At 64.2% G+C, this 15202-nt stretch carries 10 protein-coding genes; 6 read left to right on the forward strand and 4 right to left on the reverse strand.

Going from position 1 to position 15202, the window contains the following annotated elements; genetic code table 11:
• The first annotated feature begins 247 nt into the window (after positions 1-247).
• The 6 genes from RM25_RS00625 to RM25_RS00650 all read left to right on the forward strand — a co-directional run bounded on the left by RM25_RS00625 (position 248) and on the right by RM25_RS00650 (position 8573).
• Positions 248-1552, forward strand: coding sequence for a citrate synthase (locus tag RM25_RS00625; RefSeq protein ID WP_044635867.1), 1305 nt, complete (start codon positions 248-250; stop codon positions 1550-1552).
• 212 nt (positions 1553-1764) lie between these two features.
• Entirely contained in the window at positions 1765-2373 is a 609-nt protein-coding gene (locus RM25_RS13350) for a LysM peptidoglycan-binding domain-containing protein (RefSeq protein WP_044635868.1), read from the forward strand.
• 310 nt (positions 2374-2683) lie between these two features.
• Positions 2684-4741, forward strand: coding sequence for a serine/threonine-protein kinase (locus RM25_RS00635; RefSeq protein ID WP_044635869.1), 2058 nt, complete (start codon positions 2684-2686; stop codon positions 4739-4741).
• Positions 4742-5149: 408 nt separating this feature from the next.
• Positions 5150-5875: a leucyl/phenylalanyl-tRNA--protein transferase gene (aat, locus tag RM25_RS00640; RefSeq protein WP_044635870.1), complete on the forward strand. Its 726-nt coding sequence runs from the start codon at positions 5150-5152 to the stop codon at positions 5873-5875.
• Positions 5868-6731, forward strand: coding sequence for an Fpg/Nei family DNA glycosylase (locus tag RM25_RS00645; protein ID WP_013160037.1), 864 nt, complete (start codon positions 5868-5870; stop codon positions 6729-6731). The genes aat and RM25_RS00645 overlap by 8 nt, the downstream gene beginning before the upstream one ends.
• Positions 6732-7037: 306 nt before the next feature.
• A complete protein-coding gene (locus tag RM25_RS00650) occupies positions 7038-8573 on the forward strand; it encodes a gluconokinase (protein ID WP_158487027.1) in 1536 nt (511 codons plus the stop codon).
• Between the two features lie 30 nt (positions 8574-8603).
• On the opposite strand, the gene RM25_RS12490 is transcribed toward RM25_RS00650, so the two are convergent.
• The 4 genes from RM25_RS12490 to RM25_RS00665 all read right to left on the reverse strand — a co-directional run bounded on the left by RM25_RS12490 (position 8604) and on the right by RM25_RS00665 (position 15154).
• The gene (locus RM25_RS12490; RefSeq protein WP_155641070.1) at positions 8604-9206 is read right to left on the reverse strand and encodes a hypothetical protein; all 603 of its coding nucleotides are present in this window, start codon (positions 9204-9206) and stop codon (positions 8604-8606) included.
• A gap of 142 nt (positions 9207-9348) precedes the next feature.
• Entirely contained in the window at positions 9349-12408 is a 3060-nt protein-coding gene (locus RM25_RS00655; protein WP_044635871.1) for a type I restriction endonuclease subunit R, read from the reverse strand.
• Positions 12405-13589 (reverse strand): restriction endonuclease subunit S, encoded by a 1185-nt coding sequence (locus tag RM25_RS00660; protein ID WP_052809051.1) that lies wholly within the window; start codon positions 13587-13589, stop codon positions 12405-12407. Before RM25_RS00660 ends, RM25_RS00655 begins: the two co-directional genes overlap by 4 nt.
• Positions 13586-15154 (reverse strand): type I restriction-modification system subunit M, encoded by a 1569-nt coding sequence (locus RM25_RS00665; protein WP_044635872.1) that lies wholly within the window; start codon positions 15152-15154, stop codon positions 13586-13588. The genes RM25_RS00660 and RM25_RS00665 overlap by 4 nt, the downstream gene beginning before the upstream one ends.
• Positions 15155-15202: the final 48 nt, after the last annotated feature.

Here is a 15202-nt window from a genome sequence, read left to right on the forward strand (position 1 = left end):
GGCGCTACTGTTGGCGCACGGATATGGGGCATGCACACATGCAGGTCCCATCCCATCGACGATTCATGGTCACCGACGTCCCAGCCGGTGGGCACCTGCTGCACCGGTTCAGGCCCCAGTGGTCTCGGGCCCCAGTGATGGAGCCGGGCCGGGCGGGGCCGACAGGGCTGGCCGCGGACAAGATCAGACCGACAAGGCACGACCACACAGGCAAGACCAGGCGAATGAAAAGGGTGAGGAGGACGAGATGGGCGAGACGGCAAGGCTCGAAATCGACGGCGAGGTCTATGAGCTCCCGGTGGTGCAGGGTACTACGGGTGAGAAGGCCATCGACATCAGCAAGCTGCGCAACACCACCGGCCTGATCACCCTCGACGAGGGTTACGCCAACACCGGCTCATGCCGTTCGGCGATCACCCACATCGACGGTGAGAAGGGCGAGCTCAGCTATCGCGGCATCCCCATCGAGACGCTCGCCGAGCACTCCACCTTCATCGAGACCGCCTGGCTGGTGATCTTCGGACGCCTGCCCACCGAGTTGGAGCGCGAGCACTTCAGCGAGCTGCTCAGCCAGAACGCGGCGCTGCACACCCAGATGCGCGCCCACTTCGCGGCCTTCCCCGAGCAGGCCCACCCGATGGCGATCCTGTCGGCCATGATCAATGCGATCTCCACCCACGACCGTCCCAAGATCGCCCCCGACGACGACGCGACCCTCGAGCGCTACGCGGCCAACCTGATGAGCAAGGTGCGCACGATTGCCGCCGGCTCGTACAAGACCTCGATCGGCGAGCCGCTGATCTACCCGCGCCGCGACCTGCTCTACACGCAGAACTTCCTGCACATGATGTTCTCGCTGCCCTACCAGGAATATGAGGCGAGCCCGCAGGCCGTCCACGCGCTCAACCTGTTCTGGCTGCTGCATGCCGACCATGAGCAGAACTGCTCCACGTCCACCGTGCGCATGGTCGCCTCCGGTGAGGCGAACCTGTACGCCTCGTGCTCGGCCGGCGTGGTGGCGCTGTGGGGTGGACGCCATGGTGGCGCCAATGTGGCCACGGTGCAGATGCTGCAGCGCATCCGCAATGAGGGGCTGAGCCCCAAGCAGTTCCTGGCGCAGGTGAAGGACAAGGAGTCCAACATCCGCCTGTCGGGCTTCGGGCACCGCATCTACAAGAGCTACGACCCGCGCGCCCGGCTGCTCGAGAAGGCCGCCACCGAGCTGCTGGACGCCACCGACAGCAAGGACCCGTTGCTGCCGCTGGCCCAGGAGCTGGCCGCCGAGGCGCTCAGCGACGACTACTTCGCCGAGCGTTCGCTGTACCCCAACGTCGACTTCTACTCCGGGGTGATCCTGCGCGCAGTGGGCATCCCGCTCAATATGTTCACCGTGATGTTCGCGATCGGACGCATGCCCGGCTGGATCGCCAACTGGCGTGAGATCAACAACGACCCCAACGGACGCATCTACCGTCCGCGTCAGGTGTACACGGGCCCGCCCTATGTGCAGTGGCGCGAGTACGCCGACCGCATCTCCCAGCCCGGCGAGTAATCGGGCGACGGGGGGGGGTACTTGGAGCCGAAAGGCGTCCCGGTGCTATGGCACGCGGGCCCGGATGGCTGAGGGATTCTCTCAGGTTTGTCACAGGTTCACTGGATCCTGCACGCTCACAACCACGGGAAACGCGCTCCGGGAAGTCCAGTTCCTGAGAAAACTGAGCCAAAGTTTTGGTTTTTCTCAGGTTTGGGTTCATAGTGGTGGACATGTCAAAGACACTCTCTCGGATCGCATCCGTCGCTTCGGTTGCCGCGCTCGCCGGCAGCATCACCGTCATCGCCGGGCAGAACGCGTCCGCCGACAGCGTGAACTGGGACGCAGTCGCAGCCTGCGAGTCGGGCGGCAACTGGGGTACCAACACCGGGAACGGCTACCAGGGTGGCCTGCAGTTCTCGTCCAGCACCTGGAACGCATACGGTGGCGGCCAGTACGCCTCCAGCGCCAACCAGGCCTCGCGTGACCAGCAGATCGCGGTCGCCGAAAAGGTCCTCGCCGGTCAGGGCATTGGTGCATGGCCCGTGTGCGGCGCCAACGCCGGTTCCGCCGGCTCCTACACGTCAACCAACACCGGTGGCACCGCTGCTTCGACCAGCAACGCGGCCAGCTCCACCACCCGCAGCACCGCTCGCACCGAGTCCACTTACACTCCTGCGCGCGCTGCCTCCACCGGTGGCAACTACACCGTCCAGTCGGGCGACACGCTGAGCACCATCGCAGCTGCCCATGGCACCACCTGGCAGGCCCTGTACGCGGCCAACAAGTCCAACATCACCGATGCCAACCTCATCTACGCGGGCGAGACCCTCAACGTCTGATCCTCACCCCCGCACGTTCGTAAGTCCCCCCGAATCAACCACTGAACGTCCATAGCGTCCGGTAGGGCCTCGCAGTCTCTGGCTGCGGGGCCCTCACCATGTCCGGGGTCCCGCAGCCCCTTGTCGCGGGCGGCGCGGGCCCTGCCACCGTTCGCGGGGTGCGTGGCCCCGGGACCGATGGACGTCAGCCTGCCGGTGGCGGTGGGCGGCTTGATAGCCTGCTCGCGTTGGTCGAATGGCCCCTGAACGTGCGATCAGGGGTGGCCACCGATGATGTTGCGGGAGATCACCCCCAAGAAGGACGTGCACCATGACGCAGGACAACAGCGGATCTGCCGAGAAGCCCTTCCGGCTCGGCACGAACTACCAGGTGGAGACCCCACTGGGCCACGGCGTGATCGGCACCACCTGGCGGGGCACCGGCGTGGGTGGCGCAGAGCTCGCCTTCACCGTGCTCAACAAGCGATTCGCCTCGAACCCGCAGGTGGTGCGCCATCTGCTGGCACAGCGTCCCGTGCTCGCCACCGTGCGCGGCGATCACGTGGTGCCGGTGGTCGACATGGTTGCCGACGCCGATGTGGTGGCGGTGGTCTCGCCCTATATCAAGGGCACCGACCTGCGCTCCCGCCTCGACGACGAGGGCACGCTGCCGCCCGCCGAGGCCTGCCGCATCATCTCCGAGACGGCCCAGGGCCTGGCGACGCTGCACGCCACCGGCCTGACCCATCGCGATGTGAAGCCCAGCAACATCCTGCTCGACGACACCCAGCAGCCCGCCTCGGCCAAGGTCACCGACTATGCCGTCGGCGGCATCGTCGAGGAATGGGCCGGCGGCGGCCACTCGGCCGTGCTGGCCAGCACCCCGGCCTATCTGTCGCCCGAGGTGATCGCCGGCGATCCGGTGACCGTCCAGTCCGACATGTATGCCCTGGGCGTGGTGCTCTACGAGTCGCTGTGCGGCGTGACCCCCTTCGCGCCGCTGCAGCCCGAGGGCACGATGCAGGCCATCCTCACGCTCGACCCCGGCCGTCCACGCGGCGTGGACGACGCCCTGTGGGAAGTGCTGTCGATGCTGCTCAACCGCGATCCGCGCCAGCGTGGCAGCGCGGACGCCCTGTCGTGGCGACTGTCGGAGCTGCAAAATGCCCTCGCGGACGCCCCGAAGCTGCCGAGGTTGGACGTCTCCCCGCCGCCGAGTCCCCTGCCGCAGGTAATGGCCTTCCCGGGCGCGGCGCCCACCACGGCCCCCCACGTTGTGGGTCAGGAACCCGATGTGAACCAGGCTGGCGCAGACCAGTTGGCCGCACGGGATGGGGCCACCCGCGGGTCGGCCGCCGGTGTTTTGTCAGCCGGTGCGGTGATCGGTGCGGCGGCCGCAACAGTGGTGCCGGCGCAGCAGGCCGCCGCGCAGCCTGCTCAGGCCACATCAGGTCCGTCTGACGGGGCTCAGGTTGCTGGCGGCCAAGCGGTCCCGGGGCAGGCCGGTCTCGCCGAAGGCCAGTCCGGCCCCGCCCAGAACCAGAGTGGCCAGGGTCAACCCGTCCAGGGTCAGCCGGGTCAGCAGACCAGCCCCCAGTCAGGTGTCTCGGGACAGGCCCCCGTGCAGCCCGCATCCGACCAGCCGGCCCCGCGTCAGGGTGCCGCGTCCCAGCCCGGCGGGGCCTCCCAACCCGGCGGGGCCCCACAGGATTCACCGGCCCAGCAGCCAGCAGCGGCGCTTGCCGCGCAGCAGGCCCCTACCCAGGAGCTGCCCGCGCAGCCTGCGGCCCAGGTGAGTGGATCGCAGACCCCGCCGCCCGTGCCGCCGGCGCCGCAGCGCGCCCATCCCGAGCCCGAACCCCAGCGCGGTCGGCCCCTGCGTCGTCGTCCCAAGTTCATTGTCGGCCTGGTTCTCGTGATCGTCCTCGGACTGGCTGCTGCCGCAGCCATCGCGGTGGCCGTGACGCGGCTGAGCTCGTCGTCAAGCTCGTCGTCGGCGTCGCAGTCGAGCGTGACGCCCACGCCCAGTGAGACGCCCACCCCGACCCCCACTCCGACTCCCACGCCGACTCCTGAGGTCTGGCCGCCCGACGCCAATGCGGTGATCTGCACCTCCGGCGGCACGATGGCCGTCAAGCGCGGCACCACCTATTGCACCTTCGGCACCACCGTGCAGCAGGCATTGGCTGCCGGCACCCTCACGGCGCCCAGCGCGGCACCGGGTGCGGCTGGCACTCCGGCCACGGGCACCACGCCCGCTGCGGGTGGGCCCACGGTGTCGTTGCGCAATACACAGACCGGCACCTCGGTGGCGGTCAGCTGCACCTCCGGTGCCACCATCACGACCTGCTCGGGCAACGACGGATCAGTGGTGTGGGTGCGCAGGTAGCCCGGCGGTGTATCTTGCCCAGCTAGGTGTTGGTCCCCGTCACGCGGCCGAATGTCGTGTCATGGGGGCCTTTCGCCTATGATGGACATGCTTGAACGCACAATCATCAAGCAGGGTCTTACGCGCCAGCCAGTGGTTGGCGCCCCATAAGCAGCGCCGTGGTCGCGAGACAACGTCGTGAGAGCGGGTCGTTTGTCCAACTAGTCGGGGGGACTGTTGGACGGGCGGCCCGTTCGGTCCGTCATGGGTCCCTGGGGCGGGTCTGCCGTGCGGTCTGTCAGAGGCGTTGGGGCGGGTTCCCCGTCCCGTGTGTCAGAGGCTTGGGGCGGGTTCCCCGTCCCGTCTGTCAGAGGCCCTGAGGACGGGTCTCCCGTCCGGTTTGTCAGAACCCAGTGCCACACTGGAAGCATGCTTGCCCATGTCTTCGGTCCCGAGGCCAGCTGGCCCAGCCAGGACCTCGTGGGCTTCACCGAGCAGATTGACGCCGGCCTCACGATGGCCGCCTATGCCTCGGGCCTGTTCCCGATGCCCCTGCACGAGTCCGACTTCCACGGCATGGGCTGGTGGTCGCCGATGCAGCGCGGCATCATCCCGTTGCCGTCCCTGCGCGTCAGCCATTCGCTGCGGCAGGCCCTGCGCCGCTATCGCACCACCATCGACACCTCCTTCGACGAGGTGTTGGCCGGCTGTGCCGACCCCACGCGTCCCGGCAGTTGGATCGACGACGACGTGAAGGCCATCTACACCGGGCTGTTCGAGCGCGGCGTGGTGCACTCCGTGGAGACCTGGGACGACGACAACCGCCTGGTCGGCGGCCTGTACGGGGTGGGCCTGCGCGGATTGTTCGCCGGCGAATCCATGTTCCACGACCGCGAGCACGGCCGCGATGCGTCCAAGGTGGCCCTTGTGCGGCTGGTGGACACGCTGTCGGCGCGTCCCGACGGCAAGGCCCTGCTCGACACCCAGTGGTTGACGCCCCACCTGGCGAGCCTGGGTGGAGTGGAGATCCCGCGGCACCGCTATTTGGAACTACTCGACGACGCGCTGGATGCCCCCGAGACAGCCTGGCCGGCGCCGGGCGTGTTCACGCGTGGCCGGGCCCTGCCCCCGGCGCAAGGAGGTTCCCATGCCTGAGCTGCCCCAGGTGGAGGCCCTGGCCGATTTCCTGCGCACCGATCTGGTGGGTTCGGTGATCGAACGCCTCGAGGTGGGCGCGATCAGCGCGCTGAAGACCTTTGACCCGCCGCCCGATGCGCTGGTGGGCCGCACCGTCACCGCCATCAACCGCTTCGGCAAGCACCTCGACGTGGATGCCGGGGGCCTGCACCTGGTGTTCCACCTGGCGCGGGCCGGCTGGCTGGTGTGGCGCGAGAAGGTGCCGTCCACCGTGATCAAGCCGGGCAAGAGCCGCATCGCGCTGCGGGTGCGGCTGCAGGGTGGCGCCGGCTTCGACCTCACCGAGGCCGGCACGCAACGCAAGCTGGCCGTGTGGATCGTGCGCGACCCCCAGCAGGTGCCGTCGATCGCCAGCCTGGGGCCCGATCCGATGGCGCCCGGGTTCACGCCGGCGGTGTTCCGGCAGATCCTGGCAGGGGCCGGGCGCGCCCAGTTGAAGGGCATCCTGCGTGACCAGCACGTGATTGCCGGCATCGGCAACGCCTACAGCGACGAGATCCTGCACGATGCAAAGTTGAGCCCCTTCAAGCCGGCCGCCAACCTGACCGATGACGAGGTCGAGCGGCTGTATGCCGCCATCCGCGACGGCCTGGCCGCCGCCACCGAGCGGGCGCGGGGGTTGGCCGCCAGGGACATCAAGGCCGACAAGCGCGCCCAGCTGCGCATCCATGGCCATGCCGGCGATCCCTGCCCCGTGTGCGGCACGCCGATCGCGTCGGTGAACTTCGCCGACTCGTCGCTGCAGTACTGCCCGGTGTGCCAGACCGGCGGCAAGAAGCTGGCCGATCGGCGCATGAGCAAGCTGCTCAAATAGCGCTGGCGGTGCTGTCGGGCGGCGGATGTGGCGGGCGGTGGGTGTGGCGGGCGGTGGGTGTGGCGGGCGGTGGGTGTTTCGGCCGGAGGATGTTCCGGGCAGTGGATGTCTCGCGCAGCAGGTGCGCTGGCCAGCAGGCGTGCCCGGGTGGGGCCGGTGTGGCGCGCGTTCGCCCCGGGGGCGTTCGGCCTTGTCGTGGCGGCCATTGTGCTTGTGACGAAGCCGGCGCCGCGCGAGGGATTAGTTGTGCGCGAATGGGCCCGCGAGTGGGGGCGTCCTCGTAGGATGCCGAGCAAGGAGGTCACCATGACCGAGACAATGATGCCCGGAAACCAGACCACTGAGATCCCCGAAGCCCGCCCCGTGCCGTTCGCGCGCGCGATCGGTCCGTTCGTGCTGGCCATGGATATCGGGTCGACGTCCACCCGCGCGGCGCTCTACGACGCGATGGCGCGTCCCGTGCTCGAGCAGAACGCAGTGGCCGAGCACCACTTCGTGGAGGGTGCCGACGGCACCTCGGAGATCGACGCCGACCAGATGGCCGATGAGGTGGCCGAGGTGATCACCGGGGCGCTGGCAGGTTTGGAGGCCGGCACCGTGTCTGCCGTGTCGATGGACACCTTCGCGGCGTCCCTCATCTGCGTTGACGCGCGGGGCAAGGCGTTGAGCCCGTGTATGACCTACGCCGATTCCCGTTCGGCACCGCAGCTGGCCGAGCTGCGCAAGGTGCTCGACCTGGATGAGGCGCAGCAGGCGGTCGGCGTCCGGCTGCACACCAGTTACCATCCGCCGCGCCTGCTGTGGATCAAGCAGAACCATCCGGAGATCTGGGAGCACACGGCGAAGTTCGTCTCGCTGGGTGAATATGTGTTCACCAAGTTGGCCGGCGTTGACGCCTGCGCCACCTCGACGATGGCCTGGGCGGGCATGCTCAACCGCCATTCGGGCAAGATCGATGAGTATCTGCTGAAGAACACGGATACGCGGGCCGAGCAGTACGCCGACATCGTTGATCCCGATCAGCCCCAGGTGGCGGATCGGGCGCTGGCCGATGACCGCTGGCCGGCGTTGGCGGGAGCGAAGTGGTTCCCCACGATTCCCGACGGCTATGCGTCGAATATCGGTGTGGGCGCTGTGGGCGCTGAGACGGTGGCGCTGTCGGCGGCGACGTCGGGTGCCATGCGTGTGATCGTGCCCGGCACGCCCGAGAAGCTGCCCTCGGGGCTGTGGGCCTATCGGGTGTCGCGTCACGAGTCGATCGTGGGCGGGGCGCTCAACGATGTGGGACGCGTGATGACCTGGCTCATCACGACTTTTGCGCCGATCGACGCCGCCGAGCGCGATACGGCGTTGCGCGCGGCACCGCGTCCGGATACGCCACTGGTGTTGCCCTTCCTTACTGGTGAGCGGGCAACCGGCTGGTCGGGCAATGCGCGGGCGGTGTTCTGCGGTGTTACCGCGGCCAGCACGCCCTGGGATATGTGGCGCGGCACGGTGGAGGGCGTCGCGATCAGTTATCGGCGCATCTTCGAGCAGCTGAGCAGCATCGACGGGAACATCAAGCGCATCCTGGCATCGGGTGGGGTGACGCATCACTTCCCGGCGACGCTCGACGTGATCACCAATGCGCTGGGGTATCCGGTGCATGTGGTGAATATGGAGCGCATGACCATGCGCGGCACCGCCATGATGGCGCTGAGCGTGATCAATCCCGACGGCCAGTTCGCCACCGCGCCGCAGCACTCGGTGAACAATCCCGATCCCTCGCAGGCGCCCTATTACGACGATCTGCGCAAGCGCTTCGAGGAGGTCTACGACGAGGTGATTGCCGGTAAGGAGTAGGGGTGTGCCGGTGATTCGGACTTTGAGGGCTTAAGCAGCTTTACGGGCTTCACGATCCAGCATCTGCCTAATGTCCCGTGGGGATTCATCGGCATTGAGCCGCCGGATCACCGACCATCCATGAAGAGTTTTCCCCAAATCGCTGGGGAGGAGTCCCGCCTCGCGGAAAAGTGATGCCTTCTTGGCCTGCGTTGTTTGAACTCCTGCGGCTATCCATGCATCCTTCTCGACCTCAGCGAACCCAAAGAAGGACCATGAGGCGCTTGCCCAGGCCATGGCAACGTCATCGGTTGTCTCTCGGAGGCCACCATCATGAGCTGATTCAGTCCGAAATGGTTCGAAACGGTCCCGGCGGCGGAGTACCGGCTCGCCATGGAAGCGAGAGCCTAGGACTGCTTGGCTCGTTCCTCGTGTATTACGGGTCGGCGCGGTGCCTCGTCGCTCCCATTGGGGGATCGGCTTGATCGGAGCGGGCGTCTGCGGCTCATCAAGCTCCGCACGAATCTGATTAACGGTGGGGCTCTCAAGCGTTCGTTTGCGGGGGGACTCGACGAATTCTCCGATAGTGTGCGCCGCAGCCATGATCTCTTCCACTGGGCGGTGAAGTTGTTGCGCCAGTTCTTGCGCGCTCACGCGTCTGGGTGGATCAGGGCTGTGGAGCTTGGACTGAAAGGCCATTTCGATCTCCTAGCAGTATGCCGACGCCACCGATTATATCGAACGCATGGACGATAACCGGGTCAGCTCCCGTTGTAGCCGGTGGCGCGGCCCCGCCTTAGTCCCAGTCCCGCACGTCCTTCAACAATCCGGCATAACGGTCGAAGAATGCCTGCAGCTTGGCCAGCACTCGATCCTTCAGCTGCTCGTGGTTGTTGGTCTTCGAGAACCGTGAGGCGGGCGGCAGGATGCGCGTGACCGCAGTGCCCGTTGTGGTGATTGCCCCATCGATGAAGGCGTCATGCATGAAACGCCGCGTGGGTTCTGGCCTGAGTCTCTCCTCGGCGATGATCTCTTCGAGTTCAGCGTCGCGGTGGCCTTCGACGAATTCGCGCCATTCCTGGCCGACGTGGGAGTCGACATTGAGGGAGTCAACGAAGGCGTTGATCAGGTCGAGCTTGTTACGCAGGGTGGGGCTGGCGCTGGCATCCCGGTTTATCTTGGCGCGGATTTCGTTGATCTCCTTGTCGCGCGGCCCGTCCTTCACCTCGAGGTACTGCTGGGCCAGCATGAGGATGTAGTCAACATTCACCTCCACCTGGCGCACGAGTTCGATCTCGAAGACCACGTCGTCGTCAATCGATTCCTTCTCGGCGTCAAGATGACTCACGAACTCGTCGCGCAGCGTGAGATAGCGGCTCTGGTAGTCAGCCATCTCACGTTGGGTCAGCAGTTCCTGTCCCTCGAACTCATCGAACACGCTGAGGATGTTGATCGTGCGCAGGAGCGCACCAAACTGCCTGATGAACTCCTTCTTGGCGTCTTCCCCGATGATCGGTTCCCCGTTCGGGAACTGGGTCAGCAGGTCGTGCGTGATCTCCTGATATTGCGCGTAGTAATGCCCGAACGGCATCAGCAGCACCACGCCGCCAGCATCCTCATCGCCGAAGAGCCTCAATGCCTCGTCGGTCTCATCTTGGAGGTCACGGAAGCAGACGACGTTGCCGAAGGCCTTCACCGAGTTGAGGATGCGGTTGGTCCGGGAGAAGGCTTGGATAAGGCCGTGCTGGCGCAGGTTCTTGTCTACCCACAGGGTGTTGAGCGTTTTGGCGTCGAAGCCGGTGAGCAGCATATTCACCACGATCGCCATATCGAGCTCACGGTTCTTCAACCGCCGCGTGACGTCCTTGTAGTAGTCACCGAACTGCTGGGGACTGGTGTCGTAGCTGGTGGCGAACATCGCGTTGTAGTCGGCGATGGCATCGTCGAGGAAGTCGCGCGACGACTGGTCCAGGCTTCCGGTCTCGAAGTCCTCTTCACCGAGCAAGCCGTCGGGCTGGGCCTCGTTGGGAGCGAAGCTGTAGAGCAGTGCGATCTTCAGCGGCTCGCTGGTGGCAGGCAGCTCGGCCCGGCGCGCCTTGAAGGCCGCGTAGTAGCGCTTGGCGGCTTCGATCGAGGCCGTGGCAAACAGCGAGTTGAATCCCCGGACCCGCCGTTCCTTAAGCGAATAAGACTGCTGGCGCTTGGTCTTCTGGTCGAAGTGGCTCAGCACATAGTCGACCACCCCATTGATCCGCTTCGGATTGAGCAGCGCGGCCTCGCTGTTGATGCCTGCCACCTGCTCATCGACGATCCCGGCCTTCACCTTGATCGTGTCGACATAGTCCACGTGGAAGGGCAGCACATTCCGGTCGTCGATGGCGTTGACGACCGTGTAGAGGTGCAGCCGGTCGCCAAAGATCTGCTCGGTGCTGCGCATTGCTGGCGACCCGGCAGAGCTTGAGTTCTGGGCAAAGATCGGCGTGCCGGTGAATCCGAAGATGTGGTAATTGCGGAAGGTCTTGGTGATCGCCTCGTGCATGGCGCCGAACTGGCTTCGGTGGCATTCGTCGAAGATGATCACCGTGTGGCCGTCGTAGACGCGGCTGTCAGGGTTCTTTCCGATGTAGCGCGAGAGCTTCTGGATGGTGGTGATGATGATCTTGGCTGTGGGATTGTCGAGTTGGCGCTTGAGCTCGCGGGTCGATGCGTTGGAGTTCACCGCGCCCTTCTGGAAGCGCTCATATTCGACCATCGTCTGGTAGTCGAGGTCTTTGCGGTCGACCACGAACAGCACCTTGTCGATGGTGGGCATATCGATGGCCAGCTGCGCCGTCTTGAAGCTGGTGAGCGTCTTGCCCGATCCGGTGGTGTGCCAGATATACCCACCAGCCCTGACCGTGCCCACCTGGCGTGCGTTGGTGGAGGTCTCAATGCGGTTGAGGATTCGCTCGGTGGCCGCAATTTGGTACGGACGCATCACCAACAGCTTGTTGTCAGAATCAAAGACGCAGTAGCGGGTGAGAATCGCCAGCAAAGTGTGGCTGGAGAAGAAAGTGCGCGTGAATCCGACCAGATCGGTGATGGCCTTATTGGTGGCGTCGGCCCACCAACTGGTGAATTCGAAGGTGTTGGACACCTGGCTGCGCGACCGGCTGGAGCCCGCGGCCTGGTCAACGTGAGTGGCGCGGGTGGTGTTGGAGTAGTACTTGGTGAAGGTGCCATTGCTGATCACGAATAGCTGCACATATTCGTAGAGGCCCGAGTCGGCCCAGAAGCTGTCGCGCTGGTAACGGTTGATCTGGTTGAAGGCCTCGCGGATGGCAACGCCTCGGCGCTTGAGCTCCACCTGCACCATCGGCAGGCCGTTCACCAGGATGGTGACGTCGTAGCGGTTGGACCGCGCGCCCGAATCGGTGGCGTATTGGTTGATCACCTGCAGGCGATTGTTGTGGATCTGGTCCTTGTCGAGCAGGAGAATGTTCTTGTCGGTGCCGTCGTCGCGGTGCAGCAACTGGATGTGCTCGCGCTGGATGCGGCGGGTCTTCTCAACGATGCCGTCGCGGCTTCCTGCAATTGACTCGGCGAAGAAACGGGCCCATTCGTCGTCGCTGAAGGTGACCTGGTTGAGTGCTTCGAGCTGCGCCCGCAGGTTCGCGACAAGCCCGTCGGAGCTGTGAATCGGCAAGTATTCATAGGCCTGCTCCTGCAGGAGCTTGATGAAGTGTGCTTCAAGGGCAGCTTCGCTCTCATAGCCCTGATCATCGTCGGAGGGCTCAGGAACATATTGGGCAACGACGGTGCGTTCGTTGCTGACGGCGATCGGTGCGTAGCGTGGAGCCGCATAGGAATCGGTCATGACTTCAGCTCCTTGAAGGTAAGCAACTTGTCTCTGTAGTACTCGTACTGCTGACGACGTGCGTTAAGTTCGGCTGGGAGCCCCGAGGTGAGGCCGTTAACGAGGGTGTCAAAGGAATCTAGAGTGCGTCCGATCGCGCGTTGTCTATCCAATGGAGGGATAGGGATCATCAATTTCCCGAATCTCGTGCGGGACACGTTAAAGCGAGTCACCCCCGCTGCAGCCTTAGGAATCTCCTTGCGGAAGGCTCGGGAGCGAAAGACATGAGATAGATAGGGGAGGTCCAGGCCGTCAGTATGGGAAGGTCTCAGGCCAAAACAGAAGCTATTAAGGAATAGATTGGCCTCAGGTTGCCCCCGAATAACCGATGACGTAGCGCATTCGTTCAGGTTCTCGGAGGAAAGGGTGAACAGAATATCGCCATGTTGAACTCTGTTTTGGCGCTCATCTGGGCCGATGGAAACGTGGCGCGTATCAGTTAAGTCAGTTGTCGGGTTCTGGAACACATTCATATAGGGGATAAAGAGAGACTCTCCTCGATCAAAGTCGCTCTTGGTCTTCCCGGTCAGTCCCGAGTAAAAGATGCCCGTATCATTCAACGTGACCCACCTGATCTGCGAGGGGGGGGTCTCGTTGAATGACAGTAACTGGTCGCGGTAGTACTCGTACTGCGCGCGGCGAGCTTCCAGCTCCGCTTCCAGCTCCGCTTCCAGCTCCGCTTCCAAGTCTGTGAATGTGTCCAGAATCTTTACGATCTCATGCTGCACCACGAGCGGGGGGACAGGGATCCCAATTCTATTAAGGATGGTCTGGGTGAGACTCGGGACGCCCCCGGCTTGATTCATTTCTTCGAGATGAAGGGTCGCCAGGTAGTAATAGAAGAATTTTGGATTCAGTTCGGGGCCGATCTCGGTGTAAAAAATCGTGTCAACGGTCCAAAAAGGCGTGTCAACAAAGTAGAGCTTGTTCAGTGATCCCTTTCGGGGGATGAGGACGGACGGTCCGGCGAACGCCGCGGTATCCACATGCGCCATCACGCCGCCGGTGCCGAATACCGGGACGGTACCGATGCCCAAGTGTTTGTAGTCTTTGCCGTTCCGGATTCGGGTGACTTCACCTAGGGGGCGGAACGGGACTCCATCCGGACACAGCCGCTCGACCAGCTCCTCAACCCGGCTCACTGTGCGTCCTCCAGGTCGGCCACGATCGCATCGATCTGGGTGCGCAGCTCCAATTGCCGGGCCACGATCTTGGCGATGCGGGCGTTCAACTCGGTGATGTCGATCTTCTCCGTGGTGTCCTCGGGCTGCACATAGGACGACACCGACAGGTTGTAGTCGTTGTCGGCGATCTCTGAGGCAGGAACCAGCTTGGCAAAATAGTCGGCATCTTCCCGTGCTGTGAAGACGTCGAGGATCTTCTGGCGGTTCGCGTCATCAAGCTTGTTCTTGTTGCCGGGGCGCACGAACTCGGCCGAGCCGTCAATGAACAGCACGGAGTTGTCACGCTTCGACTTCTTCAACACGATGATGCAGGTGCCGATCGTGGTGCCGAAGAACAGATCCGGGGGCAGCTGGATCACCGTGTCGACGAAGTTGTTGTCGATCAGGTACTTGCGGATCTTGCGTTCAGCGCCACCGCGGTAGAGCACGCCGGGGAACTCGACGATCGCCGCCGTGCCGTTGACGGCCAGCCAACTGAGGATGTGCATCGTGAAGGCCAGGTCGGCCTTCGACTTGGGTGCCAGCACACCGGCCGGGGAAAACCGCGGATCATTGATGAGCGTCGGATTGTCGTTACCAGCCCAATGGATCGAATAGGGCGGATTCGACACGATCGCCTCGAACGGCTCCTCGTCCCAGTGCTTCGGCTCGGTGAGCGTGTCACCCAGGGCGATGTCGAAGTCGGAGTAGTTGATGCCGTGCAGGAACATGTTGATGCGGCACAGGTTGTAGGTGGACAGGTTGATCTCCTGCCCGAAGTAGCCCTTGCGTACACCACCCTGCCCAAGCACCTGCCCGAACTTCAACAGCAGCGAGCCCGAACCGCACGCGGGGTCGTACACCTTGTTCACGTGGGTCTTGCCGACCACCGTGATGCGGGTGAGCAGCTCGGACACCTCCTGGGGTGTGTAGAACTCCCCGCCCGACTTGCCGGCGCTGGAGGCATACATCGTCATGAGGTATTCGTAGGCGTCGCCGAACAGGTCAATCGTGTGCTCGCCGAAGTTGCCCAGGGGTAGATCACCCACCGCGTCGAGCAGCTTCACCAGCTTCTCATTGCGCTGCATCACCGAGTTGCCGAGCCGGTTGCTGTTCACGTCGAGGTCATCGAACAAGCCCTTCAGATCGCCCTCCGACGACGTGTCGGCCGCCGAATTCTCGATATTGGCGAAGGCATTGGCGAGCGTCTCATTGAGGTTCGGGTTGTGCGGGGCGTCGCGGCGCACGTTCTCGAAAAGGTCGGAGGGCAGGATGAAGAAGCCCTTCTCATCCACCGTCTCCCGCAACGCCATCGCAGCATCGGAATCGGGGAGGTCGGCGTAGTTGAAATCGACGTCGCCCGCCGCATGCTCGCCCTTGTTGATATAGGCGGTCAGGTTCTCCGAGATGAACCGGTAGAACAGCATGCCCAGCACATAGCTCTTGAAGTCCCACCCATCGACGCTGCCGCGCAGGTCGTTCGCGATGCGCCAGATGGTCTTGTGCAGCTCTGCACGTTCGGATTCCTTCGTCGACTCAGTCACGGGTGAAGTATCCCAGCTGGATCGGACAATTTCCGGGGCAGCACGCTC

It is taken from the genome of Propionibacterium freudenreichii subsp. freudenreichii (assembly GCF_000940845.1).
Classification (GTDB): Bacteria; Actinomycetota; Actinomycetes; order Propionibacteriales; family Propionibacteriaceae; genus Propionibacterium; species Propionibacterium freudenreichii.

Coding starts and splice junctions, on each gene's coding strand:
- RM25_RS00625 (WP_044635867.1), top strand. CDS start 248: ATGGGCGAGACGGCAAGGCTCGAAATCGACGGCGAGGTCTATGAGCTC.
- RM25_RS00655 (WP_044635871.1), bottom strand. CDS start 12,408: ATGACCGATTCCTATGCGGCTCCACGCTACGCACCGATCGCCGTCAGC.
- RM25_RS13350 (WP_044635868.1), top strand. CDS start 1,765: ATGTCAAAGACACTCTCTCGGATCGCATCCGTCGCTTCGGTTGCCGCG.
- aat (WP_044635870.1), top strand. CDS start 5,150: ATGCTTGCCCATGTCTTCGGTCCCGAGGCCAGCTGGCCCAGCCAGGAC.
- RM25_RS00645 (WP_013160037.1), top strand. CDS start 5,868: ATGCCTGAGCTGCCCCAGGTGGAGGCCCTGGCCGATTTCCTGCGCACC.
- RM25_RS00650 (WP_158487027.1), top strand. CDS start 7,038: ATGACCGAGACAATGATGCCCGGAAACCAGACCACTGAGATCCCCGAA.
- RM25_RS00635 (WP_044635869.1), top strand. CDS start 2,684: ATGACGCAGGACAACAGCGGATCTGCCGAGAAGCCCTTCCGGCTCGGC.